Annotated in this window: 26 protein-coding genes; 8 read left to right on the forward strand and 18 right to left on the reverse strand. The window is 64.6% G+C overall.

The window, feature by feature from the left end:
• Window positions 1-9: 9 nt before the first annotated feature.
• Together LB552_RS28910 and LB552_RS28915 are read right to left on the reverse strand one after the other, a co-directional pair.
• Window positions 10-1,218 carry an ABC transporter substrate-binding protein gene (locus tag LB552_RS28910; protein ID WP_224611541.1) on the reverse strand — a complete coding sequence of 403 codons (1,209 nt, stop codon included), beginning with the start codon at window positions 1,216-1,218 and terminating at the stop codon, window positions 10-12.
• Window positions 1,219-1,585: 367 nt separating this feature from the next.
• A complete protein-coding gene (locus tag LB552_RS28915) occupies window positions 1,586-2,293 on the reverse strand; it encodes an SDR family NAD(P)-dependent oxidoreductase (RefSeq protein WP_224611542.1) in 708 nt (235 codons plus the stop codon).
• Window positions 2,294-2,628: 335 nt separating this feature from the next.
• Here LB552_RS28915 and LB552_RS28920 point away from each other — a divergent pair, with 335 nt between their 5' ends.
• Window positions 2,629-2,925, forward strand: coding sequence for a hypothetical protein (locus LB552_RS28920; RefSeq protein ID WP_224530824.1), 297 nt, complete (start codon window positions 2,629-2,631; stop codon window positions 2,923-2,925).
• 155 nt (window positions 2,926-3,080) lie between these two features.
• Here the strand turns inward: LB552_RS28920 and LB552_RS28925 are convergent, their stop codons facing one another.
• Window positions 3,081-3,677: a YdeI/OmpD-associated family protein gene (locus LB552_RS28925; protein ID WP_224544614.1), complete on the reverse strand. Its 597-nt coding sequence runs from the start codon at window positions 3,675-3,677 to the stop codon at window positions 3,081-3,083.
• 183 nt (window positions 3,678-3,860) lie between these two features.
• Between LB552_RS28925 and LB552_RS28930 the strand changes: the two genes are divergently transcribed.
• Complete coding sequence (locus LB552_RS28930) at window positions 3,861-4,589, forward strand: SDR family oxidoreductase (protein WP_224611573.1); 729 nt, start codon at window positions 3,861-3,863, stop codon at window positions 4,587-4,589.
• On the opposite strand, the gene LB552_RS28935 is transcribed toward LB552_RS28930, so the two are convergent.
• Both LB552_RS28935 and LB552_RS28940 read right to left on the reverse strand, forming a co-directional pair.
• Entirely contained in the window at window positions 4,540-5,490 is a 951-nt protein-coding gene (locus LB552_RS28935) for a LysR family transcriptional regulator (RefSeq protein ID WP_224611543.1), read from the reverse strand. The two genes, LB552_RS28930 and LB552_RS28935, sit on opposite strands and share 50 nt — an antisense overlap.
• A 13-nt stretch (window positions 5,491-5,503) precedes the next feature.
• A complete protein-coding gene (locus tag LB552_RS28940; RefSeq protein ID WP_095768364.1) occupies window positions 5,504-6,406 on the reverse strand; it encodes a S1C family serine protease in 903 nt (300 codons plus the stop codon).
• A gap of 203 nt (window positions 6,407-6,609) precedes the next feature.
• On the opposite strand from LB552_RS28940, the gene yghU reads away from it, so the two are divergent.
• On the forward strand, window positions 6,610-7,479 hold the full coding sequence (gene yghU / locus LB552_RS28945; RefSeq protein WP_095768495.1) for a glutathione-dependent disulfide-bond oxidoreductase: 870 nt from the start codon (window positions 6,610-6,612) through the stop codon (window positions 7,477-7,479).
• 36 nt (window positions 7,480-7,515) lie between these two features.
• Here yghU and LB552_RS28950 read toward each other — a convergent pair whose 3' ends face one another.
• Both LB552_RS28950 and LB552_RS28955 read right to left on the reverse strand, forming a co-directional pair.
• Complete coding sequence (locus LB552_RS28950) at window positions 7,516-8,061, reverse strand: YbhB/YbcL family Raf kinase inhibitor-like protein (protein WP_140840635.1); 546 nt, start codon at window positions 8,059-8,061, stop codon at window positions 7,516-7,518.
• A 278-nt stretch (window positions 8,062-8,339) separates the two neighbouring features.
• Entirely contained in the window at window positions 8,340-9,509 is a 1,170-nt protein-coding gene (locus LB552_RS28955) for a PLP-dependent aminotransferase family protein (RefSeq protein WP_224611574.1), read from the reverse strand.
• Window positions 9,510-9,785: 276 nt separating this feature from the next.
• On the opposite strand from LB552_RS28955, the gene LB552_RS28960 reads away from it, so the two are divergent.
• Window positions 9,786-10,526: a sulfotransferase family protein gene (locus tag LB552_RS28960; RefSeq protein WP_224611544.1), complete on the forward strand. Its 741-nt coding sequence runs from the start codon at window positions 9,786-9,788 to the stop codon at window positions 10,524-10,526.
• A gap of 57 nt (window positions 10,527-10,583) precedes the next feature.
• Here LB552_RS28960 and LB552_RS28965 read toward each other — a convergent pair whose 3' ends face one another.
• The 4 genes from LB552_RS28965 to LB552_RS28980 form a co-directional block, all read right to left on the reverse strand.
• Window positions 10,584-10,739, reverse strand: a complete 156-nt coding sequence (locus LB552_RS28965) for a hypothetical protein (protein WP_224611546.1) — start codon at window positions 10,737-10,739, stop codon at window positions 10,584-10,586.
• 304 nt (window positions 10,740-11,043) lie between these two features.
• Entirely contained in the window at window positions 11,044-12,249 is a 1,206-nt protein-coding gene (locus LB552_RS28970; protein ID WP_224544608.1) for an amidohydrolase family protein, read from the reverse strand.
• 322 nt (window positions 12,250-12,571) lie between these two features.
• The gene (locus LB552_RS28975) at window positions 12,572-13,027 is read right to left on the reverse strand and encodes a GFA family protein (protein WP_140840625.1); all 456 of its coding nucleotides are present in this window, start codon (window positions 13,025-13,027) and stop codon (window positions 12,572-12,574) included.
• A 181-nt stretch (window positions 13,028-13,208) separates the two neighbouring features.
• Window positions 13,209-13,760 carry an isochorismatase family protein gene (locus LB552_RS28980; protein WP_224611548.1) on the reverse strand — a complete coding sequence of 184 codons (552 nt, stop codon included), beginning with the start codon at window positions 13,758-13,760 and terminating at the stop codon, window positions 13,209-13,211.
• Window positions 13,761-13,901: 141 nt separating this feature from the next.
• Between LB552_RS28980 and LB552_RS28985 the strand changes: the two genes are divergently transcribed.
• Window positions 13,902-14,429 (forward strand): hypothetical protein, encoded by a 528-nt coding sequence (locus LB552_RS28985; protein ID WP_224611551.1) that lies wholly within the window; start codon window positions 13,902-13,904, stop codon window positions 14,427-14,429.
• A gap of 12 nt (window positions 14,430-14,441) precedes the next feature.
• Here LB552_RS28985 and LB552_RS28990 read toward each other — a convergent pair whose 3' ends face one another.
• Window positions 14,442-15,350 (reverse strand): LysR family transcriptional regulator, encoded by a 909-nt coding sequence (locus LB552_RS28990; RefSeq protein WP_224601387.1) that lies wholly within the window; start codon window positions 15,348-15,350, stop codon window positions 14,442-14,444.
• 97 nt (window positions 15,351-15,447) lie between these two features.
• Here LB552_RS28990 and LB552_RS28995 point away from each other — a divergent pair, with 97 nt between their 5' ends.
• Window positions 15,448-16,683 carry an MFS transporter gene (locus LB552_RS28995; RefSeq protein WP_224611560.1) on the forward strand — a complete coding sequence of 412 codons (1,236 nt, stop codon included), beginning with the start codon at window positions 15,448-15,450 and terminating at the stop codon, window positions 16,681-16,683.
• 36 nt (window positions 16,684-16,719) lie between these two features.
• Here LB552_RS28995 and LB552_RS29000 read toward each other — a convergent pair whose 3' ends face one another.
• The 3 genes from LB552_RS29000 to LB552_RS29010 form a co-directional block, all read right to left on the reverse strand.
• The gene (locus LB552_RS29000) at window positions 16,720-18,717 is read right to left on the reverse strand and encodes an amidase (protein WP_224611562.1); all 1,998 of its coding nucleotides are present in this window, start codon (window positions 18,715-18,717) and stop codon (window positions 16,720-16,722) included.
• Between the two features lie 230 nt (window positions 18,718-18,947).
• Window positions 18,948-19,625, reverse strand: coding sequence for a hypothetical protein (locus tag LB552_RS29005; protein ID WP_224611564.1), 678 nt, complete (start codon window positions 19,623-19,625; stop codon window positions 18,948-18,950).
• A 150-nt stretch (window positions 19,626-19,775) separates the two neighbouring features.
• A complete protein-coding gene (locus LB552_RS29010) occupies window positions 19,776-21,374 on the reverse strand; it encodes a WD40 repeat domain-containing protein (protein WP_224611566.1) in 1,599 nt (532 codons plus the stop codon).
• Between the two features lie 414 nt (window positions 21,375-21,788).
• Here LB552_RS29010 and LB552_RS29015 point away from each other — a divergent pair, with 414 nt between their 5' ends.
• Both LB552_RS29015 and LB552_RS29020 read left to right on the forward strand, forming a co-directional pair.
• Window positions 21,789-21,887 (forward strand): putative RiPP precursor, encoded by a 99-nt coding sequence (locus tag LB552_RS29015; RefSeq protein ID WP_224611568.1) that lies wholly within the window; start codon window positions 21,789-21,791, stop codon window positions 21,885-21,887.
• Window positions 21,888-22,001: 114 nt separating this feature from the next.
• Window positions 22,002-22,091 (forward strand): hypothetical protein, encoded by a 90-nt coding sequence (locus tag LB552_RS29020; protein WP_095768352.1) that lies wholly within the window; start codon window positions 22,002-22,004, stop codon window positions 22,089-22,091.
• Between the two features lie 87 nt (window positions 22,092-22,178).
• Here the strand turns inward: LB552_RS29020 and LB552_RS29025 are convergent, their stop codons facing one another.
• From LB552_RS29025 to LB552_RS29035, 3 genes are all read right to left on the reverse strand, one after another.
• Window positions 22,179-23,369: a hypothetical protein gene (locus tag LB552_RS29025; protein ID WP_224611570.1), complete on the reverse strand. Its 1,191-nt coding sequence runs from the start codon at window positions 23,367-23,369 to the stop codon at window positions 22,179-22,181.
• 331 nt (window positions 23,370-23,700) lie between these two features.
• The gene (gene xth, locus LB552_RS29030) at window positions 23,701-24,477 is read right to left on the reverse strand and encodes an exodeoxyribonuclease III (protein ID WP_224611571.1); all 777 of its coding nucleotides are present in this window, start codon (window positions 24,475-24,477) and stop codon (window positions 23,701-23,703) included.
• Between the two features lie 153 nt (window positions 24,478-24,630).
• Window positions 24,631-25,269, reverse strand: a complete 639-nt coding sequence (locus LB552_RS29035) for an alpha/beta fold hydrolase (RefSeq protein ID WP_224611572.1) — start codon at window positions 25,267-25,269, stop codon at window positions 24,631-24,633.
• Window positions 25,270-25,379: the final 110 nt, after the last annotated feature.

Here is a 25,379-nt window from a genome sequence, read left to right on the forward strand (position 1 = left end):
TGTCGAGCGTCACTTGGCGACGAGCGGACAGCCGCTGTCCTCGGCCTTCATGAAGGCCTTGTCGCCCGGAATGGTGGCCAGATAGGTGTAATAGTCCCAGTCCTTCTTCGACTCTTCCGGCTTCTTGACCTGGTAGAGATACATGTCGTGCACCATCGAGCCGTCGGCCTGCACCTTGCCGTTGGCGGTGAAGACGTCGTTGACCGGCATCTCATGCAGCTCCTTGGCAACCGCCTCTGTCCCGTCGGTGCCTGCCTTGTCGATGGCCTTCAGATACTGCGTCACCGCCGAATAGGTGCCGGCCTGGATCATGTTCGGCATGCGGTTGGTGCGCTTGAAGAAGCGCTGGGCGAATTCACGGCTCTTGTCGTCGCGATCCCAGTAGAACCCTTCGGTTAGCACCACGCCCTGGGCTGCCTGCAGGCCCAGCCCATGCACTTCGGCGAGCGTGAAGAGGAGCGCGGCCAGCCGCTGGCCGCCAGCGACGATGCCGAATTCGGCTGCCTGCTTGATCGAGTTCGAGGTGTCGAGGCCGGCATTGGCGAGCCCGACGATCTTGGCGCCGGAGGACTGCGCCTGCAGCAGGAAGGAGGAATAGTCGGTGGAGCCGAGCGGATAGCGCACCTCGCCCAGCACTTTGCCGCCGCTCGCCTCGACGAGCTTGGCGGTCTGGTCCTTCAGCGAATAGCCGAAGGCATAGTCGACGGTGATGAAATACCAGCTGTCGCCGCCCTGCTGCACCAGCTGGCCGCCGGTGCCGACCGCTTGGGAGTGCGTGTCGTAGGCCCAATGGAAACCATAGGGCGAGCACTGCTTGCCGGTGAGGTCGGTGGAAGCCGCCCCGGTGACGATGTCGATCTTCTTCTTTTCCTTAGAAAGCCCCTGCACGGCCAGCGCCACGGACGAGGTGGTGAGCTCCATGATCGCGTCGACCTGCTCGGTGTCGTACCACTGGCGCGCGATGTTGGAGGCAATGTCAGGCTTGTTCTGATGGTCGGCGCTGACGATCTCGATCGGCGCGCCCTGCACCTTGCCGCCGAAATCATCGACCGCCATCTTGGCGGCCTCGACCGACCACTTGCCGCCGAAATCGGCATAGACGCCCGACTGGTCGTTGAGGATGCCGATCTTGACCTTGCCGTCGGAGATTTCGCCAGCCGCGGCCGGCATTGCGGATGCCGCAAGGAGCGCGGCCGAGACGAGATAGGATGCTTTCACTGGTGGTTCCTCCCATGTGGCAACCACGGGAAACGCGGCTGCCTCGCGATGGTTCAACAGTTCCTTCGGATTTTGGATTGGAGCCTCGATCCCGCTCTGCCGCTCCTCCTCTGGCGGGCCCTCCTGTTGCGAGCTGGGCCGCAGCGTGCCTTGGGTGCACGGGCGCGAGCCTAGCACCACATGTCGCGGGCCGAGAATGCTATTTTCGTAGCATGGCTATCGGCAGACCAGCGCTTACCAAACAGACAGGCGACATGCAGGCTAAGTGCTTGCATTGTCCGGCTTTTCCACTCTCACGCTCACTTTTCGACGCCCGAGTGGAAAATTTATACTTTTCAATGGCTTGTCTTAAGCTTCTATTTTCTGCTCACCACGCCAGCCGCTTGCCGTCGCGAAAAAAGCCGCCGGTCGGACCGTCGTCCGGCAGAGTAGCGGCCCAGACGATGCCGGCCGCCCCTTGCGCGACCGGACGGCCGCCTGGGCCGCCCATGTCGGTCGCGACCCAGCCAGGGCAGATCGCATTGACCAGGACGCCTGCACCGCGCAGCTCAGCCGCCAGGATGCGGGTCAGCGCGTTGAGCGTCGCCTTGCTGGTCGAATAGGCCGGCGCGCCGGCGCCCATCGAAGCGAGCGAGCCGCCTTCCGACGAGACGTTGACCAAACGGCCGTGGCCGGAAGCGCCAAGCAGCGGCGCCAAGGCGGCAGCGACGCGCCAGGCGCCGAAGACATTGGTCTCGAATGCCTCGCGGATCACCGTCCAGTCGGGCCTGAGCGCCTGCGCCGAAGGGTCGTAATGGATGGCGGCGTTGTTGACCAAAACGTCCAGCCGGCCGAACCGGCTCTCGACCTCGGCCGCGGCGCGGTCTGCGGCCTCGGACGCGGCGACATCCAGCTCGATGGCTTCGACGGCGCTGCCAAGTGTCCTTGCCACCGTCTCGCCTTTGGCGAGGTCGCGCACACCGATGAGCACGGTGAAGCCGAGTTCCGCAAGCTGGCGCGCCGTCTCCAGACCGATGCCGCGATTGCCGCCGGTGACGAGCGCCACCTTGCCGGAATGATTTGCCTTACTGGTCATCGCTGCTGATCCTCGGTTATTCGTGCCGTCAGCAAGATCGCATCGATCACGGCGATTGATTAGCGGGAAGAATTTGCAATCATTATGCAATACAGCTCATGAGCCGGGACCCAACCGGATTCGCGCTCGGCAGAGATGTAACCGCGGAAGCGCCGCCCCTTGCCGTCGGCATGTGGGCACTTGCGCATTCCAAGAGCGAAGGCCTCCCCAGACACAATCTAGAAACAAGATTCAACAGTCCGGAAAAACTCGCGAAAAAAGCGGGTGTCATAAGCGGTACCGCAGCAGCCGAACTTACGGCGCGCGACAAAAGTCCAACCCAAGGAACGCCGATTATGAAAAAGACCCTTCTTTCCGCACTCGGCCTGGCCATCGCCCTCGCTTTCGCGGTGCCGGCGCTCGGCACCACCGAAGCCAACGCCGCAGCAACCGCACCCGCTGCGACCACGACGACCGCCACGACCACTGCTCCGGCCTCGGCCACCGAGACGGCGAAGCCTGCCGCCAATGGCCCGCACAAGAAGCTCAGGAAGCACCACCGTCATCATGCTCGCAAGCATCATCACGTGAAGAAGCACCACGTGCGCAAGCACCATGTGATGAAGAAGCATGTTGCGAAGAAGGCCGCATAAGGCCTGACGCGTTGCGGCCTTCATGACCGGATGATCCGAGACCGCTTGCTAAGGGTTCAGGATCATCGCTTCCCGAAAACGCCGCCCTCCCTCCCGGGCGGCGTTTTTGTTTGCGGACTTAGTGGGCAACCCTGCAACCATTTCGGGATCATGCCTTATTTCTTCTGCGGGTGGATCGTCTCGCCGCGCTTCAACATCGCCACCAGATCAGCAATCTTCTTCTTGCGGCCGGCCTCGGTCTTCATATTGTGGACGCGGAAGGCGAGCGCGAAGCGGTTCTGTGCCGAAAGCTTCTCCAGCACCGCTTTCGCCTTCGGTTCGGCATCGATCGCGGCCTGCAGGTCGGGCGGGATGGTCATCTCCTTCGATCCGCCATAGGCGCGGTCCCAGCGACCGTCGGCCTTGGCGGCCTCGACCTGCTTGAGGCCATGCTCGGTCATGCGGCCCGCCTCGATCAGGCGCGCGACATTGTCGATGTTGATCTTGCTCCAGATGCTCTTCCTGCCGCGCGGCGTGTAGCGCTGCAGGAAACTCCTCTCGTCGAGCGACTTGCGCACCGCGTCGATCCAGCCGAAGCAAAGCACGACGTCGATCGCCTCCTTTGGCGTGATCGAGGCGAGACCAGAACCGACCTTGTGGATCTTGATCCAGACCTCGCTTTCGCTGGCGTGGTTGTCGGCAAGCCAGGCATAGAAGCTTTCGGCATCCGCGAATTCGCGCACCTTGTTCGGATCCACCTTGATGGGCGCCATCGTCACCTCGTCTTTCGTCGCAACAGTGTGGATGATTCCGATGCTTTTGTAGCGCTGCCCTGGTGCCAGTTTCTGTCAGCAGGCGGTACATGATGCCATCGGAGGCTCCGATACCACCATCGATTTCTTCCGTTTCCGCTTCGCGCGGCGACCTGCCAAGCCATGTCCATGCAAAGGAAAGGCATGGACATGGAGAAGCAAAAAATCCTGATCGCCGGCGGCAGCTCGGGCATGGGGCTGTCGCTCGCCAGGCGATGCCTTGAGGAAGGCGCGCGCGTCATCATCGCCGGGCGCGGCGAAGCGAAGCTGGACGCGGCGCGGGAAGAACTGGGCCAGCCGGACACGCTCGAAACAGCCGTGGTCGATATCAGCCGCGAGGATGAGGTCGCCGCACTGTTTCAGCGCATCGGCAGGCTTGACCACATCGTCAGCACGGCGGCCGATATCGAGGGCGCCTACCGGCTGTTGCCCGAGATCGAGCTTTCAGCCGCGCAAAAGGTGGTGGAGAGCAAGTTCTACGGGCCGCTTTTGCTCGCCAAGCACGGCGCGCCGAAGCTGCCGTCAGCCGGCTCGCTCACCTTCGTCTCGGGCATTGCCGCCCACCGGCCGGCGGCGCGCGGCGCGGTCGTCGCCGCCGTCAACGCCGCATTGGACGGGCTGGTGCGGGCTTTGGCCGTCGAACTGGCGCCGATCCGGGTCAACGCCGTCTCGCCCGGCTGGGTCGACACGCCGATCTGGGAGTTCGTCGCCGGCGACAGAAAGGACGACACGCTTGCGGCGATGGCGAAACGACTGCCGGTGGGTCGGGTCGGAAAGCCGGAGGACATCGCCGACGCAATCCGCTTCCTGATCGGCAATGGCTTTACGACGGGAGAGACGCTGCATATCGAGGGCGGGCATCGCCTGGTGTGACCAAGGCGAACCCCTCCCCTAAAGCGATGAGCAGTGCCTTAAGCGCCGGCGGCTGGACGCGCCGGCGGCGCCAGATCATCACCACGTCCGCCGAGCGGACCGCCCCAGGCCAGGCAAGCTCGGACACCTCGCCGCGATCGATCGCGGCGGCGACCGCGATCCGCGGAACGAGACCGAAGCCGGCGCCGGCCGCCACCAGCCCGGCAATGGCGTCGATGCTGCCGGCTTCGGCGGCGAGGTTGGGATTGCCGAGGCCTGCTTCGGCGAATGCCTTGTCGACCATGGCGCGGTAGACGCAGCCTGTCTCGGTGGCGACGAAATGCTTCTCGGCCAGCGTCGCCAGATCGACATCCGCCCAGTTGTCGCCGGGCGGCGCTATCAGGGCCAGCGGCTCGACCGCCATGACGCGCCTGGCAAGGCGACGGTCCGTCTCACGGGCATCGATCTCAATAGCCCGTTCGAAGCAGAAAGCGACGTCGATCTCGCCGTCGCCCAGCCTGCGCAGCAACTCGCCGCTTCCGGCTATCTTCAGCTTGATGTCGATGTCCGGATGACCGGCGCGGAAGCCGGCAAGCCAGCCGGCAAGCCTTGCCGAGGCGATGGTCTCCAGCGCGCCGATCGACACTGTGCCGGCCGTCCCGGCCCTCGTGGCATCGATGACGGCCCGCGCGTCGCCGGCGAGCGCCAGCAGCTCCTCGGCATAGGGTTTCAGCGCCTCGCCGGCCGGCGTCAGGGCGAGCCCCTGCCGCGAGCGGGTGAAGAGACTGGCGCCAAGCTCGGTCTCCAGCGCCTGGATCTGGTCGCTGACGCTCGACTGCGCGAGATTGATCTCCCGCGCCGCGCGTGTGACGTTGCGGGTACGCGCGACCGCGAGAAAGGTCTTCAGCAACCTGGGATGCACCGGCGCTCCGAGCCTACTGCAGCTGCGGCTTCTTCAGGAAGGAATTGCGGTCCGCGGATTTGACGCGCAGCCATGTCTCGCGGCCGTCGCGCACGACGCGTAGCGGAATTTCCGCACCGGCCGGGTTTTGCCAGAGTTTTCTGTAGAAATCGGCCAGACCATCGACTTCGCCGTCGCGCACATCGGAGATGATGTCGCCCTGGCGCAGGCCCGCCTGTGCGGCCGGGCCGCCTTCGGCCACGCTCATCACCACCACCATGCCGTTCGACTCGGCCGAGAAGGCGCCGAGCCACGGACGCGGCGCCTTCGCCGCCTGGCCGCGCTTGATCAGATCGTCGAGGATCGGCGTCAGAAGATCGATAGGCACGACCATGTTGATGTCGGCCACCTCGCCGGCGCGGCTCATCTGCAGGCGCAGCGAGCCGACGCCGAGCAGCTTGCCGGCGCGGTCGAACAGCGCGGCGCCGCCCCAGGACGGATGCGCGGGCGCCGTGAAGATCGCCTCGTCGATCAGATACTCCCAATAGCCGGCGAATTCCTGCTTGGTCACGATGTGGGCATCGACCTGCTGGCCGATTCCGTCGGCGAGCGTCACGGCATCGCCGATCTTGGCTTTCCTGGCATTGCCGAGCTGGACAGCCGGCAGGCCGAGCGGCGACAGCGCCTGCACGAGGCCGAAGCCGGTCTCCTGGTCGTAAGCCAGCGCATGCGCGGCCACCACACGGCCATCCTGGTCGGTCAGCCACACTTCCTCGGCCTCGGTGATGAGGTAGCCGATGGTGAGCACCAGCCCATTGTCGCGGATCACCACGCCGCTGCCCTCGCGGCGCGTGCCCAGCGCATTGGCGGTGAAGGCGTCGTCCGGAACCGTGGCGCGCACGGCAACAACGGAGCGCGAAATTTTCTCGATGGTCATCGATCCATCCTGCGTTGCGGGTCTCTGCCTATAAGTATGGCCGAAGGAGCGCCGTGCAAGGGCGGATTTCCCCTCGCCCAAGCTGGCATAAGCGCTAGTTCAACGAAGATTGAACTTTTTTCTTTGACGCGCGCGGAACCGCACCTAAGTCTATCGGCATCCGTGGCAGATGCCCGCAGTTCACGAAACACAAGGCCTTCAACATGAACCAATATGTCCCGCCGAAAGTCTGGACCTGGAACAAGCCGAATGGCGGTGAGTTCGCCTCGATAAACCGGCCGATCGCGGGCCCGACGCATGACAAGAAACTGCCGGTCGGCAAGCACCCGCTGCAGCTCTACTCGCTGGCCACGCCCAATGGCCAGAAAGTGACGATCATGCTGGAGGAGCTTCTGGCGCTCGGCCACAAGGGTGCGGAATACGATGCCTGGCTGATCAAGATCAGCGACGGCGACCAGTTCGGCTCGGGCTTTGTCGAGGTCAATCCTAATTCGAAGATCCCGGCGCTGATGGACCATAGCGAGCCGAAGCCGGTGCGCGTGTTCGAATCCGGCTCGATCCTCACCTACCTCGCCGAGAAGTTCGGCGCATTCCTGCCGACCGAACGCGCGGCGCGCGCGGAAACCTTCTCATGGCTGTTCTGGCAGATGGGCTCGGCGCCTTATCTCGGCGGCGGCTTCGGCCATTTCTATGCCTATGCGCCCGAAAAGATCGAATACGCCATCGACCGCTTCGCCATGGAGACCAAGCGGCAGATGGATGTGCTCGACCGCCGGCTGGCGGAGAGCGAATATCTCGCGGGCCCCGACTACACGATCGCCGACATTGCGGTCTGGCCCTGGTATGGTGGGCTCGCCAAGGGCCGCAGCTACACCAACTCCGCCGAGTTCCTCTCGGTGCACGAATACAAGAATGTGCAGCGCTGGGCCGACGCGATCGACGCGCGGCCTGCGGTGAAGCGCGGCCGCATGGTCAACCGCATGTCCGGCGATCCGGCCTTCCAGCTGCGCGAGCGCCACGACGCCAGCGACTTCGAGACCAAGACGCAGGATAAGCTGCAGGCGGCGGAGTAATGTAATCTCGCCTCGTGCGGGAGATTGGCCGCCCCGTTACCTCCCATATGTGTATGTCACGGTCGCCTGGCCGAGCGCAGAGCTTTTAGCGGCGACCGAGATCATCTCCGGCAAGGGGTTGGCCGGTATGCGCAATGTCTTTTCACCCAGCGCATAGAGCGTGAAGACATAGTGATGGTCGCCGCTGCCGGGCGGCGGGCACGGGCCGAAATAGCCGGCGCGGCCGACGCCGCCTTTGCCCTGCACGGAGCCCTTGGGCATGCGCTTGCCGCCCTGCGCGCCGGCGCCCTCGCGCAGACCCTTGGCGCTCGCCGGGATGTTCCAGGCCAGCCAGTGCCAGAACCCCTTGCCGCCATTGGCATCGGTGTCGAACATGGTCAGCGCGTAGCTTTTCGTTCCGGCCGGCGGATCCTTCCAGGCAAGCGCGATCGAGACGCTCTGCCCGCCGCAGCCGGCTTTGTCGCCGAGATATTTCGCGTCCCATTTGCCGTTCGACACCGACGGGCTGGATATCTCGAAGGCTGCCGCCTGACTGGCGAAGGCGACAAGGGCAAGCAAGGTGAAGCCGAGGCGCAAGGTCATCTGATCCTCCCTGAATGACGCAGCGTAGCCGAAAAGCGGCCCGAAAAAGGGCAAGCTAGCGCGGCCACCTGCCGGGACAATGAAAAAGCCCCGCCGGTGGAGGCCGTCGGGGCTCTTTCGTTCGGACCGTGGAGGTGGGACCCTACGGCCGGGTCGATCCGGGGGGTTGGATCGGTCGCGACACTAGCCGAGGAATCGGGCGCGCGGACAATCACGCCTGCGCACGACCAATCACGCCTGCGCGAGTGGACGGCCGGCTGCTGATCTCTCCTTGAGGATCAGCCCCGCAGCAGCTTTGCCAGTCTCGGCACGCCTTCGTTCACCGCGCGGTCGTCGGCAAGCGTGAATGACATGCGCAGCGTGTTGCGGCCGGTGCCGTCGGCGTAGAAGGCGTTGCCCGGCACGAAGGCGACGCGCGCCTCCTTGATCGAGCGCGCCAGCAGCTCGGTGGCATCCGTGCCTTGCGGCAGCGTCAGCCAGACGAACATGCCGCCGTCCGGACGGTTCCAGGAAATGCCGGCGGGCATGTCGGCTTCCAGCGCGGAGAGCAGCGCATCGCGGCGCTTTCGGTAGGCGCCGATCAGCTTTTCCACCTGGGCGTCGAAAATGGTTTCGGCGACGCGGTGCATGACCATCTGGTTGATCGAGGGGCTGTGCAGGTCGGACGCCTGCTTCATCAGCACCAGTTTCTCCACCACATGGCGCGGCGCGCAGATCCAGCCGACGCGCATGCCGGGCGACAGGATCTTCGAGAAAGACCCGCAATAGAGCGTGCGTGCACGATCGATGCCGCCGGCGCGGGCGCAGTCGAGTGCCAGGATCGGCGGTTCGCCCTGGCCGTCATAGCGCAGCGCGCGGTAGGCGGCATCCTCAATGACGGCGATGTCGAGCTCGCCGGCGAGGTCGAGCACCGTCTCGCGCTGCTTGGTATCCAGCGTATTGCCGGTCGGATTCGCGAAATCCGGCACCAGATAGGCGAACTTCACCTTGCCGCCATTTGCCGCCGCTGCCGCGCGATAAGCCTCGGGCGTCATGTTGCCGCCGGCGGTGTTCAGTCGATCGTAGCGCGGCTCATAGGCGTTGAAGGCCTGCAGCGCGCCGAGATAGGTCGGCCATGTCACCAGCGCAGTGTCGCCGGGGGACAAAAAGAGCTTGCCGAGATAGTCGAGCGCCTGCTGCGAGCCGGAGGTGATGAAGATGTTGCCCTCGTCGCATTGAACGCCAAGCTTGCCCATATAGGCGGCCAGCCATTTGCGCAGCGGCAGGAAACCCTCGCTGACCTGGTACTGCAGCGCGGCGCCCGCCTCCTTGCCGCCCAGCACGGCCTGGTAGGCATCGCCGATGGCTTCGGCCGGAAACAGCGACGGGTCGGGAATGCCGCCGGCGAAGGAGATGATGTCGGGCTGGTCGAGCAGCTTCAACAGCTCGCGGATTTCCGAAGCCTTCATGCGCGAGGAACGCGAGGCCAGAAGGTTCAACAGGGTCAAGACGCACCTCCCGCAGCGTGCTTCTATTTAGGTCAGCTTAGTTGACCTATTATCAGGCCTGGCCTTTCGCGTGAATACACAAAACGGTCATGGCTCATCGTCCAGGCAACATTTGGCCCACAGATTTTCGCAAATGCTAATGAAAAGCCATTGCACGCTCGGCAAGGCCAGCGCACGATTATGACCAGAAACTGGAAGTTGATAGAAAATCAATCCGGAACAAATGGGGGAACGCGTATGACGCTCGAGGTCATCGGGGCCGGCTTCGGCCGCACCGGCACGTGGTCGACTTTCGCCGCGCTGAACAGGCTCGGCTTTCCGAGCTACCACATGCAGGAAGTCATCATCAACAAGGCCAACAAGGGCCATCTCGACTTCTGGCGCAAGGTGGCGAACAGCCCGCCCGGCGCGCAGCATGACTGGAACCGGGTCTTCGCCAATTATCGGGCGACCGTCGACAATCCGGGCTGCTGCGTATGGCGCGAGCTGATGGCCGCCTATCCGGAAGCCAAGGTGCTTCTGACGCTGCATCCGCGCGGCGCCGAAGCCTGGTACGACAGCACCATCGACACGATCTACTTCACCGAGAATGTCTGGCAGTTCAGGGTGCTGGAATGGCTGACGCCGTTCGGCCACAAGTTCGGCGACATGTCGCGCAAGCTGGTCTGGGGCCGAACGCTGAAGGGCGTGATGAACGACCGCGACAAAGCGGTGGCGCGCTACAATTCCTATGTCGACGAGGTGAAGGCGGCGGTGCCGCCTGAGAAGCTGCTTGTCTTCAAGGTCAGCGACGGCTGGGCGCCGCTCTGCGATTTCCTTGGCGTCGCGATGCCCAACGAACCCTTCCCTAATCTCAATGACCGCGCCAGCATCAAGAAGATCATCAACGAGATGATCGTGGGATCTTATCTGATGCTTGCCGGCGTGGCGGTCCTGATCGCGCTGGCCATCGGCGCCCTGTGGTGGTGGCTGGCGTAGCGGCCACCCGGATCGGCCTGCCAGGGCCGCGGCGCTCCGGCTCCGGCGGCCGCGTGATTAGAACGGCAAACGGATCTCGTCAGGCTCGGTCCTGTCAGGCCAGCCGATGTCCTTCTGAATCTCCGTCGGCAGCTTGTTAAGCTCGCGCGCCGTGCGGCGGCGCTTGCTGGCCTGCGCGAAGGCGGCGCGGATTCGGTTGAGACTTTTGAACATGAAAAACCTCCTAAATCAGCGGCGGAAAACCGGTGCCGCCTCTTCCCGGCGTCGCTTTTGCGATGCGTCTGTAACCGGTGGATTGCGCGCGAACGGTGAAATGCTTCACGAAGCCGGAACGGCTTGAAACATATGCATGCAAATTAGTTTGCAGGATCAGCCACGCGGTCTGCATGAAAACCAGGAGCTTGCATGACCTGCATGTCAGACGCTTGGGCTGGTCGCCTTGATGGGTTGATTCACGTCTCCGAGAGGGAGGCGATAGCGCGAGTTGTAGCTCGGCAACAAATTAACGGCTTCTAATTCACCTGGTTTTCGGCCCCACTTTCCCGCCTCGCGCCACTTCCCTGCCCGCGCGATAGACGGTGCGATCCTTTGGCACCGCCACCACCGCTTCCGGGACATGCTCGGCCTTCAGCGCAACGAAATCCGCCTTGGCGCCGACAGCGATGCCGTAGCCTTCGAGTCCCAGCGCCTTGGCGCCGGCGTGGCTGACCACGTCGTAGGCGGCCTCCAGCTCCCAATCTTCGTAGAAGCCGGAGCGGTAGCCGATCATGTTGGCGCGGTTCAGCATGTCGCCATCGCCATAGGGCCACCATGAATCGCGGATGTTGTCGGAACCGGCGAAGACGGTGACGCCCGCCTTGCGCAGCGCCGCCACCGGCGGGAATGGATGATCGCCGGGCGCGTTGGTCATGATGGCGACGCCGGCGCCGGCGATCCGCTCGCCAGCCTTGGCCAATGCATCGGCGGAGATGTCGCCCAGCCCGTAGGCGTGGCTGACGACAACCTTTCCCTGCATGCCCATTGTCGCGGTCCGGGCGGCGATCTCCTCGATCTCGAACAGGCCGAGTGTGCCGCGGTCATGCAGGTGGATGTCGATACCGGCGCCGCGTTTTTCGGCAAGGCCGAACACCACATCGAGATGGCCCTTCACGTCGCGATCGAAGCTTGCCGGGTCGAGTCCGCCGATCAGGTCACAGCCGAGCTTGAGCGCCTCGTCGAGCAACTCCGCGGTGCCTGGCGAGGACAGAATGCCGCTCTGCGGGAAGGCGACGAGCTGGATGTCGACGAGGTGGCGGTATTTCTCCCGCACCGCAAGGATCGCCTCCACATGCTTCAACCCGACCGCGGCGTCGACCATGACATGGCTGCGCATGGCGAGGCTGCCATTGCCGACGCAGAGCTCGAGCTGGTTTCTCGCCCGCTCCGCCATGGGTGCTGCCTGCTCGAGGTTGCGCATCTGGAAGGCAACCCGCTCGCGCACGTCGAAGCCGTTGGTGCAGGGAATGTGCGGGCGCCAGACATCGTCGTAGAAGGAGGTGTCGAGATGGATGTGGCCCTCGACGAAAGCCGGCAGGACGAGCTGGCCGGCGAGGTCGATAGCGCCGGACGGCGGCATCGTCGCATTGGCTGCAAGCGCGATGGCGCTGAAGCGGCCACCGGCAACGGTGAGGTCACGGAGCGAGCCATCGGCAAGCCTGGCGTTGAGAAAATGAGTCTGATCCACGATGCAATCCGCTGACAAGGAAGGCGTCAGTCGTCGCCGGTCGAACGGACGAGGTCAATGCGGCAAGGGATAGAAAGTGTTTCGCCTTGCCTTCTCTCCTTATGGAAGAAGGCAAGTTCAACGGCTGCCATATACCGTTTTCGCGGAAGTTTCAGCGGGCGGCAAATGTGCCATGGTGAAGCCTGCGGTATGAGGCCGCCGTGGTCGACGCGGACGCCCAAGCACATCCCCAACAATGCGCCCCCAACGGCCGCGTCGACCATGACCGGAAACGCCAACGGCGACCGCGCCTTGGGTCGCCTTTTCGACCGGCCGCTTTTACTCAGCCTTGGGTGCCGGCGTATTCGGCGACCAGCGGCTCATACTCCTCGAAGGCAGGCAACGTCGCGTAGCTGTGCACGGCCGCCGTCGCCACCCAGGGCAATTTCTCAGACGTCCAGGTCTCGATGAAGGGCGCAAACCAAGTATGGTCGTCGAGCATGGTCGGGCGCAGATTGACGAACCAGTCGATCCCTTCCGGCCGCGTGAACATCCAGGTCATGCAGTAGCCGCAGAAATAATGTTTCGAGGCGCCATGCAGGCCGCCGACCACCGGTTCGCCCTTCGTCACTTCGAAACCTTCCGAGGGGATCGCCGCGCTCAGCGAATAGGCGCTGGACGACATCGACTGGCAACCCGTGCAATGGCAGGCCATGGTGAGCAGCGGCTTTGCCGAGATTTTCAGGCGCACGCGGCCGCAGCGGCAGCCTCCTTCGGCGGGAAGAGAAAGACTTGGCAAGATGGGCTCCTGAGGTTGGGGGTCTCCCTTCTCCCCCTGCGGGAGAAGGTGGATCGGCGCGTAGCGCCGAGACGGATGAGGGGTGTTCCAGCGGAGTGAGACGCTTGCATTCCCTGGAACACCCCTCATCCGGCCGCTTTGCGGCCACCTTCTCCCACAAGGGGAGAAGGGGAAGGCGCGCTCAGCCTTCGATCAACTCCGCCGTCGTCGCCATCCGCACGCCCTGCCTCGCGAAGGCTTCGTTGTGGCGGGCGATGATGTCGGGCGCCTTCTCCTCCAGTGAATCCAGCGTCGAATGCGCGTCGGAGACCAGGGTGACGCCCAGGCCTTCGGCGAAGGCTCCCTTCACAGTGGCGGCGACGCAGAAGTCGGTCTGGGCGCCGATAAGCACAACGTCCCTCGCACCCTGCCCCGCTACCCATGCTGCTAGGTCAGGGCTGGAGAAGGCGTTGCCGACATTCTTGCCGAAGGTCGGCTCGTCGTCGGCCTGACCGAGCAGCGGCCATACCGGCCAACCAGAAGCGCCCGGCGCCAGCGGATCGCCTTCCGGTCCGTCATGGCGGATGAACGCCACTTTGCGGCCGGAACGCCGTGCCCAGTCGATCAGCCGACGGGCACGCTCGGCGATCGTGTCGGCGTCATGGATCGGCGGATCGAACCGACCGTCGAACATGCCGGTCTGCAGGTCGATGACGATCAGCGGCGCGGCGGCGGAGGGGGCTGTGTCTGGCATGGCGCGAAGATAGCGTGGGTGGGGGGTGGGTCAAGGACGAGGCAGGAGCCAACAAGCAGCAACTCGCGCAAACCATTTACAATTTTGAGTTGCATTTAGGATTAATCACAACTAAGATGATCGAGAGATCGGGGGATGACAATGGATGAACAATACACCGTATTCCTGATCGGAGGAGGCACGGGAGGTGACGAGCAGGCGGTGTTCACGCCGCACGATGCGGGGACCCGATGCAGGCTCACCTGCACCTATCGCAATAAAGTCATCGCTGCTGAAGAAGACGACTATTTCGAAGCCCTATGCCAAATCCGCAATCAGCTCGAAGTGGAAGGACTACTACCCTTTTGTTATGGCGCGAGCGCCAATGTTTTCCCTGAAGGCACCGTGACAGAGATGAGTCGAGGATTGGTGGTCTGCAAAGTGAAAACGGGCGAGCGTCCCAAGAAGAGCGACTTAGTCAATATATTTGACGATGGCTATGACGTGATGCCCGTGTTCGTCTCGATGCAGCAGAAGTTTTGGGATTCGTGGCTCGCCTCCCTGCCCCGATCACAAGACCCGGAGATAGCGAACTCGACGGACGGTGCAACCCACTCCCTCTGGCAGTCTCTAACACTTCGCTTTGCCAAGATGTTGAAATCGCTTTTTCCACTGTCAGGGGGAAGATAAGGCACCTGGCTTCTACGACATCAGCGGCATCGGCCCCTTCAGCGCCTCCGCCAGCGCGTCGCGGAACACCGCGATCGGGCGCGCCAGCCTGCCGGCCGGCGGGCGGTGGAGCAACCAACAGCGGACTTGCGGCTTGAAGCCGGGGCAGTCGACCACCTCGACCGCGTCGCGCCATTGGCTGCCCGACAGCGCGCCGGGCGTGACGACGCCGATGCCGTGGCCGCGCGCCACCAACGACATCCTCAGATCCGCGCCCTGCGCCTCCACGCCGACATGGAAGGGCAGCCGCGCCGCCTCGAAGCGATGGCGGATGAACGCGCGGAAGCCGCAGCCGGTTTCGTTGAGCACCCAGGGGTAGCGCGCGAGATCGTTGAGCTCGGCCGGCTTCGGCACGCCGAGGCCTGGCGAAGCCACCAGCAGCACCGCCTGCACGCCGAGATCGTCGCCGACGAGCTCCGGCGGCGGCGCGACGCCCTCGGCCAGACAGACGGCGACCGCGTCGATCTCGCTGTGCAGCACCTGCTCCACCAGGCGCGGCGACAGGCTGGAGGTGATATTCAGCGTCAATTGCGGGAAGGCCGCGCGAAGACTGTCGAGCGGCTCGGACAGCGCGCTGGTCGACAGATAAGGCATGATGCCGAGGCGGAACTCGCCCCTCACCTCGCCGGCCGGCGAGACGCCCGCCTTCAGATCCTCCAGCGAGCGCAGCAGCCGACGGCCATGCTCATAGGCCTCGCGACCCGATGCGGTGGGTTTGAGCGGCTTCGACTGGCGGTCGAGCAAAGGCGTCGCCAGCCGCTCCTCGAGATTCTGCACCCGGCGCGTCACGCCGGGCTGGGTGAGATTGAGCCTAGCAGAGGCGCCGACGATGGAGCCGGTTTCGACGACGGCGACGAAGGCTTCAAGGTCATGGATGTTCATGCGTATCTCGCATAATCATTATCAAATAATTTCAATTGTAGCATTATGATCAGCGCAAATAAAGTCCTCGCGAGATATGCAAACAGCGAGGCTACCCATGAACGGAACAGACAACGCCCGGATCGCGACGGCCGAGTTCGCCGATCCGTCGCCGCATGCCGGCGGCGGCACGATCACGCGATCCCAGACGCTGCTGTTCGCCGCTTCGGTCGGCATCATCGTCACCAATCTGTTCGCGCCGCAGACGCTGGTCGGGCTGATCGGACCGTCGCTGGGCGCGGCGGCATCGGAAAGCGGCCTAGTGTCGATGGCCACCCTGCTCGGCTATGCGGCCGGACTGTTCTTCCTGGTGCCGCTGTCTGACCTGGTCGAGAACCGTGTGCTGGTGCTGCGCATGCTGTGCGCGGCCGCGCTGGCGGCGGCGGTCGCTTCATTCGCGCCGTCGGCCGCCTCGCTGCTTGCCGTGCTGTTCGTGCTTGGGGCGGCCTGTTCCTGCATCCAGGTGCTGGTGCCGGTCGCGGCCTCGATGGCGCCGCCGGGACAGGACGGGCGCGTTATCGGTGACGTGATGAGCGGGCTGATGATCGGCATCCTGCTCTCGCGTCCGATCGCCAGCCTCGTCGCCGACGCCTTCGGTTGGCGCGCCTTCTACGGCATCAGCGCCGCGGCACTTGGGCTGCTCGCCATCCTGCTCGGCCTCGCCTTGCCAAGGCGCAAGCCTCTGGCGCATGCGAGCTATGCGGGGCTCATCGCCTCTCTGGTCGGACTTCTGGGTCAGGAACCGGTGCTGCGGCGTCGTGCCTTCACCGCGAGCCTAGTGATGGCGGCTTTCAGCGTGTTCTGGACGGCGGTGGCGCTACGCCTGTCCGCCTCGCCTTTCGACCTTGGCCAGAAGGGCATTGCGCTGTTCGCATTTGTCGGCGCCGGCGGCGCGGCTGTGACGCCGATCTTCGGCCGCGCCGGCGACCGCGGCTTTACGCGCACCGCCACGATCCTCTGCCATCTCGTGCTGATTGCGGCGCTCGGCCTCGCCGCATGGGCCGGGGCGGCCAAAGCCGGGGCATGGCTGCCGCTCATCCTCATGGGCGTCAGCGCCGTGCTGCTCGATGTCGGCGTCACCGGCGACCAGACGCTGGGCCGCCGTGCGGTTAATCTCCTGCAGCCCAAGGCACGGGGCCGCATCAACGGGCTGTTCGTCGGCATCTTCTTCATCGGCGGCGCGATCGGCTCGCTGCTTGCCGGCATCGCCTGGACCTGGGGCGGCTGGAACGCGGTGTGCGCGGTTGGAGCGCTGTTCGGGGTGGTGGCGCTGGTGGTGGATTGCACCGAGTAGCTCGATCTTCTCCTCTCCGCTTGTGGGTGGAGGAAGCTATCCAATCCCACCCGTCACCGTGTATGCCCCGCCGACGCGCCCATCCGGCGACATCACAATGGCGGTGACGATCGAACCATAGGCGCTGCGCCAGACGCTGTGGAAGCCTTGATGGGTCGTGGCCGGTGCGATCACGCGACCGGTGAATTGGTTACCGCTGCCTTGCATGGAAACCGGCTCGCCGTTGACGTGGACTTTCACCACCGCCGCGTCGCTGACCTCCAGCGCGATCGCGATCTCATCGGTGTCGCCGTCGCGGGTCGTCTCAGCCGTGAGCGCCAGCGTGAGCGGGGGATCGCCAACACGACTCGCCGCGCCCCTGCCCTCGAACACATCATCGGCCAGCGCCGGCGTGCGCGGCGGAACGGTGCGGCGCCTTGTGGAGCGCTCGTAATCGCCGGCGATCGTCAGCAATGCCACGTCCTCATAAGCCTTGCCAGCGAAGGTGAGGCCGACGGGCATGCCGATATCGGCCATGGTGCCCATCGGCACCGTCACCGTCGGGATGCCGAGATGCCGCCAGACCAGATTGCCGTTGGCGACCCAGGTGCCGTTTCGCCAGGCAAGCCGGGCGGAAGCCTCGTTGATGTCGGCATCGGCCGGACCGACATCGGCGACCGCCGGCAGCACCACGGCGTCGAGCCGGTTGGCATCGAGCCAGTCTTCGAAGTCGGCGCGGCGCGTTGCTTCCAGGCCTTTCAGGCCCGCCTCGATGGTGGGAATGTCCGCGAGCGGCGCCACGCCCCGCTTCGCCCGCTCGACATACTGCGCCAGATCGAAATCGGCATCGCCATAGCGATCGCGCAACGTGCCCGGCGGCTGCGGGAAGATCTTTGCGCCGTCGACCGAAGCGAGATCGGGGATGGCCGGATCGGCATTGGCGCGCAGGAAATCGTCCCAGGACCAGATGGACAGATCCCAGATCTCGCGTTCGGCGAATTCCGGCGGCACAAGGCCGCGGTCGACCATCGACAGCGCGCCCGGACGATCGCGCTCGTAGTTGGAGACGACAGGGAAATCGACCTCAACCACTTCGGCGCCGAGTGATTCAAGGTCGCGCGCCGCCTGCCGCCAGAGCTCAAGTACCGAGGCGCGCGTCTCGATCGGGCGCTCCGCGCCGTCTTCCTTGCCGATATACATTTTCGGCACGCCGAGCCGCTTGCCCTTGAGCGCACCCTGCACGGCAAGCGTGGTGTAGCTCGCCGGCCGCAGCGCCGAGGCTTTCGGGATTTGCACCCAGGGCTGCACGCGCCAGAAATCGCCGCGCGTCTCGGCATCGTCGGCGACGATGACGTCGAGCAGCTCCAGCATGTCGGGAATGGTGCGCGTATGCGGCACCACCACATCCATGGTCGGCACCAAAGGCCAGTTGCCGCGCACCGAGATCACGCCGCGCGAAGGCGTGTAGGCGACCAGCGCGTTGTTGGAGGCAGGCGCGCGCCCGGACGACCACGTTTCTTCGCCGAGCCCGAAGGCGGCGAAACTGGCTGCGGTCGCGGTGCCCGAGCCGTTGGACGAGCCGGAGGCGAAGGCGGCGGTGAGGAAATCCTTGTTATACGGACTTTCGGCGCGGCCATAGACGCCGCGCTGCATGCCGCCATTGGCCATCGGCGGCATATTGGTGAGGCCAACCAGCACCGCGCCCGCGGCGCGCAGCCTGGCGATGGTGAAGGCGTCCTCGTTCGCCGTGAGATGCTCGAAGGCCGGCGATCCGGCGGCAACCGTCAGCCCCTTGGCCTTGTAGCTGTCCTTGGCGGTGTAGGGGATGCCGTCGAGCGATCCGAGCGTCTTGCCCTCGCGCCGGCGCCGGTCGGATGCTTCCGCCTCTTCGAACATCTTCGGGTTGAGGATGGGCACGGCGTTGAGCGCGATGCCGTGGCGGTCGTAATGGGCGATGCGCCGCAGATACGCAGCGACAAGCTCGACGCTGGTGACGGTGCCGTCTTCCAGCGCGCGGCGCAGATCGGCGATCGAGGCTTCGACGAGGTGGAGCATGATGGGGATCAAATTTCCTTACAGAAGCTGCGTTCCGTCACACCCCCTCTGCCCTGCCGGGCATCTCCCCCGCAAGGGGGGAGATTGGATATCGCGACGCCTTTCGCCAATCAGCGACGCTGCAGAGAGGGTGCCGTCGCAGGAACTGCCAATCTTTCTCCTTGCGGGGGAGATGCCCGGCAGGCCAGGGGGGCTGTCCAGCCGGCCTGTCAGGTATCCAAGGGCGCTATTCATTTTTCCGGACGAATGCCCGCCTCTCGCCCTCGTGCTCCACGCTCAACCCACCAATCATTCTGCCAATCCTCATAGCCGAGAAGCGAGCCCTCCATCCGTTCGAGGGCTTCGTTCCAGCCGATCTTGGCGGAGACTTTCGATGCCAGCAGATATGCGTCTATTCGCCATTCTTCGCCGGAGAGTGCGAAGAGGGCGCGCCGCCATCTTTCGAACTTTGGGAAGCGGGCGCGCTCGGCCTCGGTGAAGGGCGTGTCGATTATGCGGCGCACCAACCGACCCGAACGGACGAACGGGTCGAAGCGGGCCAGCATTTCCGTCAACCACTCCACCGGATAGGCGTCTTGGAACACCGCCAGAGGCTTGCGACCTTCAAGCATCAGCGGCAGCTCGAAATTCGTGTGAACGAGATACGGTGTCTCGCGGATTGGATGCCAGGGCTCGATGCGATTGAGCCTCGGATCAAGCTCGCGAGGTGGGATGCATATCGCGCCCAGCCTTTGAATATCTCCCGGGTCCAATTCCCATGAGCCTGATAGCTGTGTGTTGCCGCAACCCAGAACCGCGCCAAGCTTTTTCAGGTCCAAGACGCGGATTCGAGCCTCAGCGATAGCCGAACCGGTCGCAGGATCGATCTGCTGCAGGACAAAATAGGTGGATTCGGCAGTGTTGCTCATGCGGCGACGATGGCTGCTCGGACAGTCCTTGTACAGGTCTCCTTCTGACAGGCGCCGTTCGTGGCGCCCCATCTGCTCTGCCGGGCATTTTTCCCCACTTGGGCGAGATCGGCTGTCGAGGCCGCTTTTCGCCCACCTCCAACGTCATACTCACTCCGGCGCCCCGGCAAACAGCACCGTGCCATCCCCGCCCGCCGCCGGCCAGTCGCGGATGGCGCGGTCGATGCCGCCGGTCAATAGCGTGCCGTCGGCGGCGAACGCGACCGCGTACATGGGACCAGTGCCGGGGTCGAATTCGGCGATCTCGCCGCCGGTGTCCATGTTCCATATCCTGGCGGTGCCATCCAGCGAGACGGAGCCGAGGCGCTTGCCGTCGGCCGACAAGGCCAGCGCATAGACCGTGCCGGAATGCCCCTCGAAGCGGCGGACCTCCTTGAAGGTGTCGAGGTCCCAAAGCTTTATCGTGTAATCGCCGCTGCCGGTCACCGCGTGGTGGCCATCGGCCAGGAAGACCGCGCCATAGGCGCCTCGCTCGTGGCCAAGCCAGCTGCGCAACTGCTTGCCCGAAACGATATCCCACAGCTTCAGCTCACCGTCGATGCTGCCGGTGAGCGCCCTGGTGCCATCGGGCGAGATGGCGACGGAACTCACCGACCAGTCGTGGCCCGGCAGCACATGCAAGACCGCTCCCTTCCCCAGGTCCCAAACGACGACGGAACCGGTGTCGTGACCGCTAACGGCGAGCTTGCCGTCCCGGCTTATCTTCAGTTGCCTGACACCGCCGTTCGCCCCCGAGGAGAAGACGTGCAGCACCGTGCCGTCAGATAGCTGGCGCAGCACGATTTCGCCGTCGTCGCCGGCGGTGAGCACGGTCTTGCCGTCGGGCATGAAAAGCGCGCTGCGCGCCATGTCCTTGTGCCCACCAAGGTCGCGGATCAGCCGCTTGCCGTCGATGTCCCAGAGCTTGATCATGCGGTCGGTGCTGGCGCTCATGATCTGGTGGCCGTCGGCCGACACCGCCAGCCAGACGACGGCGTCGCGGTGGCCTTCCAGCGCGGTTGGCTGGGCCGGAGGCGCCGGTGGAGGCGGCGCCACCGTCTGCGGCGGCGTTGCGGGAGCGAGCGCCGTCTGCTGGGTTGGCTGGACCGGCTCTGCCGGCTGGGCAGGCCGCGGCGGCGCGGACTCGGCCGGTGGAGCGGCTGTCGGCGCCGGCTGAACGGGAGCCGCAACCGGCTCGGGCAACGGGGGCTTTGCAGCCTCTTGCTGTGCGGGTGCGGGCAAGGCTGGCTCGATGCTCGACTCGGGCGTGGTAGGTTTTGCGCTCGCCTCCGGCTCGGGCTTCGGTTCGGGCGGTCGAGGCGCCGGATCTGCCGGCGCGGTGGCGAGTTCCTCAGCCTCTTCGCCGCCCGGTTCCTGAGTCCGCCACGGATCGAACTGGTCGGCGACGATGACGATCAGGGCCAACAGCGGCAAAGCGAGCGCTGCGCGGCGCAGCCGCGGATGGCCGGCCGGCGCGATCCCGGCGTCGCGGCCGAACAAAGGAGCGGGCGGATCATGCTCGGCGGCCGGCAGCAGCCCGGCGAGGAAAAGCAGCCCGGCAAGGACCGACAGCACGCCGGCCGCGCCGAAGACTTCCAGGCGCGCCGTCGCCGGCGGCCTGCCGCCCAGCGCCGCATAGAGCTTGACGAAACAGGCAATGCCGACGATCAGCATTGCCAGCGCCAGCAGCCTTTCGGTCGATCTCTTCATCGGTCTCCCCCCATCGCCCCGCCGCGTTGCAACCGGCGGCAGCGGGCCCCGGCATCCTAGCCGAGCTTGCGGCCAAGGCTAAGTGCAAGACGTCACACAGCTTCCCCGGGCGATATCCTTCGCATCCGGTTCCGGCCGGTGCGGTCGCCCCACTATTGGGCGGCGGCTCTATCAGTAGAACGCTATCCCCAGGAACAGAACAGCCCGCTGGAGCGGTGATTGACAGAAATTGCTTATGTGAGATTATCCGCCAGGGATTTTCTGAGGAGAGCTATCTTATGAAGAAGACTTATGAGAAGCCTGTGTTGGCCCGCAAGGGCAAGCTTTCGACAGTCGTGGCGGGCTCGCTGCCTACGCCGGGTTGATGAAATAATCGGTACTTTTGTCGGCATTAATTAACGGGGGAAATTTGGGATGAAGAAGATTTACGAGAAGCCGATTCTCGTCCGCAGGGGCAAGCTTTCGACGGTGGTGGCAAGTCCGTCGCTCGCCATCACCAATGGCGCTACCTGACGATATAATTTCAGTCAGTAGCAGGAATACGCAACGGGGAAGCCTTGCCCGGGCGTTTGCTTGACGGCAGACGCGCGTATGAGATCATGCGGCGGAATCTTCGGGAGAGCGCGGATGAGGAAGACCTATGTGAGGCCGACGCTGGTCAAGAAGGATAGGCTTTCGGCAATCACCGCTAACGGCGCAGCTTCCGTCGTATTCTGAGCCAAAGGCGCCTTGCAGACCTTCAGGCGACGCGGGTTAGTCTTGCTTGAGACATCGCAAGAATTGCCGTGCTTTGGCCGGCATATGTCAAAGCGCCACGATCAGATCGTCCAGTACCATCTGCCAGTAATGCTTTGTCGACAGGCGCACACGCGTCACCGCCTGCAACATAGGCGCGTATTGAACCGGTGCCAGCGCCGACAGCGCGATCTCATCGCTGGCGATCAGCTCCTCCCCTAACCAGCTTTCGACAAGCGCGGTCTCGCCTTCCGAGGCCAGCCAGGCCGCGGTCAGCATCACCGAGTGGAAGCCGAAGGGTGTGGCGCGACCGAACTCGGCCGGATGGCCGCTGCTGGTATAGGCGATGTAAGCACCCGAGACATTGCCGTTGACATAGCCCTCACTGTTGGCGGTGTGGTCGCGCGCCATGGCGTTGAGATTGCGCCAGTCGAGCCCGGCGTGGCCGGAGGGCACTTTGCACAGGCCGCGCGGGGTTATGTCGTCGAAGCCGACGGCCCTGAGCGCCGCGCCGGGCGAGAGCGCGCCGGACACCAAAAGGCCGAGATCGACCGGATAGCCCGACAGCTTCAGTCGCCGATCGAGCCCAGAGCCCCCAATGACGATTTCATCGGCCTCGACGCCGAGCGGGAAGCGGAAGGCCGCGTCGGCGGGCAGCGCCCGGCTCTCAAGCAACTGACCCTTGGCCATGACCGACAGCGTGACGCCCGTCGCGGCCGGCGTCCTGCCGTTCAACGTCCGCCCCGGCGCGAGCCCGACCGGCTTCGGCAACGCCTCGCCGATGAGGCCGACCATGGCGCCCGGCGCATCCCGCAGGCCCACCGTCTGGTCCTGGTTGGCGCTGCTGGCGCGCCAGCCCGGCGGCACAGAGACCGAGAAACGATAGACACCGGGCCGCTGGATCGCCGCGCTGCGGCGCTTCGACGACATCGGGAAATTGGCGAAACCGGCAGCGTTGCTGCGCGCCGAAGCAAGGAAAGTGCCGCGCTCGTCATAGAGCCGCACCACGATGCCCGCCATCGGCCGGTCGGCTTGACCATAGGCGCCGTCGCCGTCGACATCCATGTAGACGAAGGACGAGAAGTTGAGCTTGCCGGATGTCGGCGCCCAGTGGGCGCGCGGCGCGTAGTCGCCCGCCGGATCGGGATTGCCGCGCGCCCTGCGGCGCTTGCGGCGCCGGCGCAGCGCGATCGCAATGAGAGCGATGGCGCCGGCAACGACGAGGGCTGAGATAAGCGCGACGAGGGCGGTGTCAGCCATGGCGGAGAGGCGATGGCTGGAGATCGCCGTTCAAGACCGCGTGCATAAAATTGTCCCCCCATCCAAGTTTGCAGCAGATTAGCGTTGGTCATCGATGCCGCAAGTCATTGCGATGGACGAGTCGGAATTGAGATGCTGGCGGGACAGCGCCAGCTTTCCCTCCTCCCCTTGTGGAGTTGGTCGAGCAAAGCTCGGTCGGATGACGAGTACTCCAGCTTGACCGATGCGTTTAGATATCCCGGCAAGCAACAAGGCCACCTACGCCTCATTCCTTCCAACACCCCATCTCGACGCTGCGCGCCGAGCCATCTTCTCTCGCAAGGGGAGAAGGTCAGGTGGCCAACTCCACCCAGACCGGCGCGTGGTCGCTTGGATTTTCCCCTCCCCGTACTTCGCGGTCGATGCCCGCCCCTTTCAGTTTTCGAGCGAGCTTCTTCGATAACAAGATGTGGTCGAGCCTCAGGCCGGCGTCGCGCGGCCAGCGGTTCCGGCGATAGTCCCAGAAAGTGTAGAGCCTCTCCTCCTTGGGAAAAACCTTTCGCAACGCGTCTGTCCAGCCCTGCGCGATCAGCGCGGCGAAGGCGGCGCGGCTTTCGGGTTGCACCAGCGCGTTGTCGTCATAGGAGCGGGTCTCATAGATGTCGCGCGGCTCGGGCACGATGTTGAAGTCGCCGGCGAGCGCCACCGGCAGGCCGGTGTCGAGGAGCTCACCCGCATGCGCGGCGAAGCGGTCGTGCCAAGCGAGCTTATAGTCGAATTTCAGGCCCGGTCGAGGATTGCCGTTCGGCGCGTAGAGGCAGGCGATGACAACGCCGTCGACCGCCGCCTCGATGTAGCGCGCCTGGCGGTTGGCATCGTCGCCGGGCAGCGCATCGCGTGTCAGCACCGGCTCGGCGCCGCGCGCGAGGATCGCGACGCCGTTCCAGGTCGGCTCGCCCTTCCACACAGCGCCATAGCCGGCGTTGGCGAGCCGGGTCAGCGGAAACTGCGTGTCGCGCGCCTTCAGTTCCTGCAGGCAGACGACGTCGGGCTTTGCGTTGGCGAGCCAAGCCAGCAGGTTGTCCAGCCGGGTGTTGATGTTGTTGATGTTGAAGGTGGCGAGTTTCATCAAGTCTGTCGATATTCAGGTGATGCCGGCCTGCAAATGGCGGCTTCCTGCGCTTCCGGTGCTCACGTACGAAAAGTACGCTCCGCTCCGGTTCTCGGAAACCACCATTTTCGACTCGGCCTGACCTGAATCTCGCCAGACTTGGCGGCGTAGTCAGCCCGCCATCCGGATTTTGATCGTCTCCGCCACCGTCTTCAGATGATCGCCCGTCGAAAAGCCCGAGATCGCCTTGCGTGGTTTCAAATCATGGTCGCCGTCCTCCAGCCAGATCACCTCGATGGCAGGAGAAAGGCCGTAGGTCGCGACTTCTTCCCTGGTGCCAAACTCGTCGCGCGTGCCCTGGAAGATCAGTGTCGGCGTCTTCAGGTCGGCGAGATGTTTTGTCCGCAACTGCTCAGGCTTGCCCGGCGGATGGAAGGGATAGCCGAGACAGACCAGACCGGCGATCTCGCCCTTGGCGAACATCTCGTCGGCGACCATGGAGGCGACGCGGCCGCCCATCGACTTGCCGCCTATGATCAGCTTTCCGGTCATGCCCTTGGCGCGCAGATCGGCGATCGCCTTCACATATTCCGGGTTCACCGTCTCGGCGCGCGGCGGCGGCTTGCGATGGCCGTAGCGGCGCGCGGCCATATAGTGGAACTCGAAGCGTGCGACCTGAAAGCCGGCGGCGGCGAGCGCCTTGGCGGTGGCGGCCATCGAGGTTGAATCCATCGGCGCGCCGGCGCCGTGGGCGAGCAGGATGGTGACGGGGGCGGTGTCGAAGCCGTCGAAGAGGAAGTGGGTCGTCATAGGACTGTTCTCGGCGCGCCGGCGAAGCTGCTGATCTCCCCCACAAGGGGAGAGATTGGCTGTCGCGATCGTCTCCGCCAACCATTCTCACCCCGCCGTCCGCGCCATAT

Origin of the sequence: Mesorhizobium sp. CA7 (assembly GCF_020165015.1) — a bacterium.
In the GTDB taxonomy this organism is placed as follows: Bacteria; Pseudomonadota; Alphaproteobacteria; order Rhizobiales; family Rhizobiaceae; genus Mesorhizobium.

Coding starts and splice junctions, on each gene's coding strand:
- LB552_RS28940 (WP_095768364.1), bottom strand. CDS start 6,406: ATGACCATCGAGAAAATTTCGCGCTCCGTTGTTGCCGTGCGCGCCACG.
- LB552_RS28915 (WP_224611542.1), bottom strand. CDS start 2,293: ATGACCAGTAAGGCAAATCATTCCGGCAAGGTGGCGCTCGTCACCGGC.
- LB552_RS28980 (WP_224611548.1), bottom strand. CDS start 13,760: ATGCCAGACACAGCCCCCTCCGCCGCCGCGCCGCTGATCGTCATCGAC.
- LB552_RS28950 (WP_140840635.1), bottom strand. CDS start 8,061: ATGACCTTGCGCCTCGGCTTCACCTTGCTTGCCCTTGTCGCCTTCGCC.
- LB552_RS28925 (WP_224544614.1), bottom strand. CDS start 3,677: ATGGCGCCCATCAAGGTGGATCCGAACAAGGTGCGCGAATTCGCGGAT.
- LB552_RS29005 (WP_224611564.1), bottom strand. CDS start 19,625: ATGAGCAACACTGCCGAATCCACCTATTTTGTCCTGCAGCAGATCGAT.
- LB552_RS29035 (WP_224611572.1), bottom strand. CDS start 25,269: ATGACGACCCACTTCCTCTTCGACGGCTTCGACACCGCCCCCGTCACC.
- LB552_RS28985 (WP_224611551.1), top strand. CDS start 13,902: ATGGATGAACAATACACCGTATTCCTGATCGGAGGAGGCACGGGAGGT.
- LB552_RS28990 (WP_224601387.1), bottom strand. CDS start 15,350: ATGAACATCCATGACCTTGAAGCCTTCGTCGCCGTCGTCGAAACCGGC.
- xth (WP_224611571.1), bottom strand. CDS start 24,477: ATGAAACTCGCCACCTTCAACATCAACAACATCAACACCCGGCTGGAC.
- LB552_RS28955 (WP_224611574.1), bottom strand. CDS start 9,509: ATGAAGGCTTCGGAAATCCGCGAGCTGTTGAAGCTGCTCGACCAGCCC.
- LB552_RS28960 (WP_224611544.1), top strand. CDS start 9,786: ATGACGCTCGAGGTCATCGGGGCCGGCTTCGGCCGCACCGGCACGTGG.
- LB552_RS28920 (WP_224530824.1), top strand. CDS start 2,629: ATGAAAAAGACCCTTCTTTCCGCACTCGGCCTGGCCATCGCCCTCGCT.
- LB552_RS28965 (WP_224611546.1), bottom strand. CDS start 10,739: ATGTTCAAAAGTCTCAACCGAATCCGCGCCGCCTTCGCGCAGGCCAGC.
- LB552_RS28930 (WP_224611573.1), top strand. CDS start 3,861: ATGGACATGGAGAAGCAAAAAATCCTGATCGCCGGCGGCAGCTCGGGC.
- LB552_RS29025 (WP_224611570.1), bottom strand. CDS start 23,369: ATGGCTGACACCGCCCTCGTCGCGCTTATCTCAGCCCTCGTCGTTGCC.
- LB552_RS29000 (WP_224611562.1), bottom strand. CDS start 18,717: ATGCTCCACCTCGTCGAAGCCTCGATCGCCGATCTGCGCCGCGCGCTG.
- LB552_RS29020 (WP_095768352.1), top strand. CDS start 22,002: ATGAGGAAGACCTATGTGAGGCCGACGCTGGTCAAGAAGGATAGGCTT.
- LB552_RS29010 (WP_224611566.1), bottom strand. CDS start 21,374: ATGAAGAGATCGACCGAAAGGCTGCTGGCGCTGGCAATGCTGATCGTC.
- LB552_RS29015 (WP_224611568.1), top strand. CDS start 21,789: ATGAAGAAGATTTACGAGAAGCCGATTCTCGTCCGCAGGGGCAAGCTT.
- yghU (WP_095768495.1), top strand. CDS start 6,610: ATGAACCAATATGTCCCGCCGAAAGTCTGGACCTGGAACAAGCCGAAT.
- LB552_RS28995 (WP_224611560.1), top strand. CDS start 15,448: ATGAACGGAACAGACAACGCCCGGATCGCGACGGCCGAGTTCGCCGAT.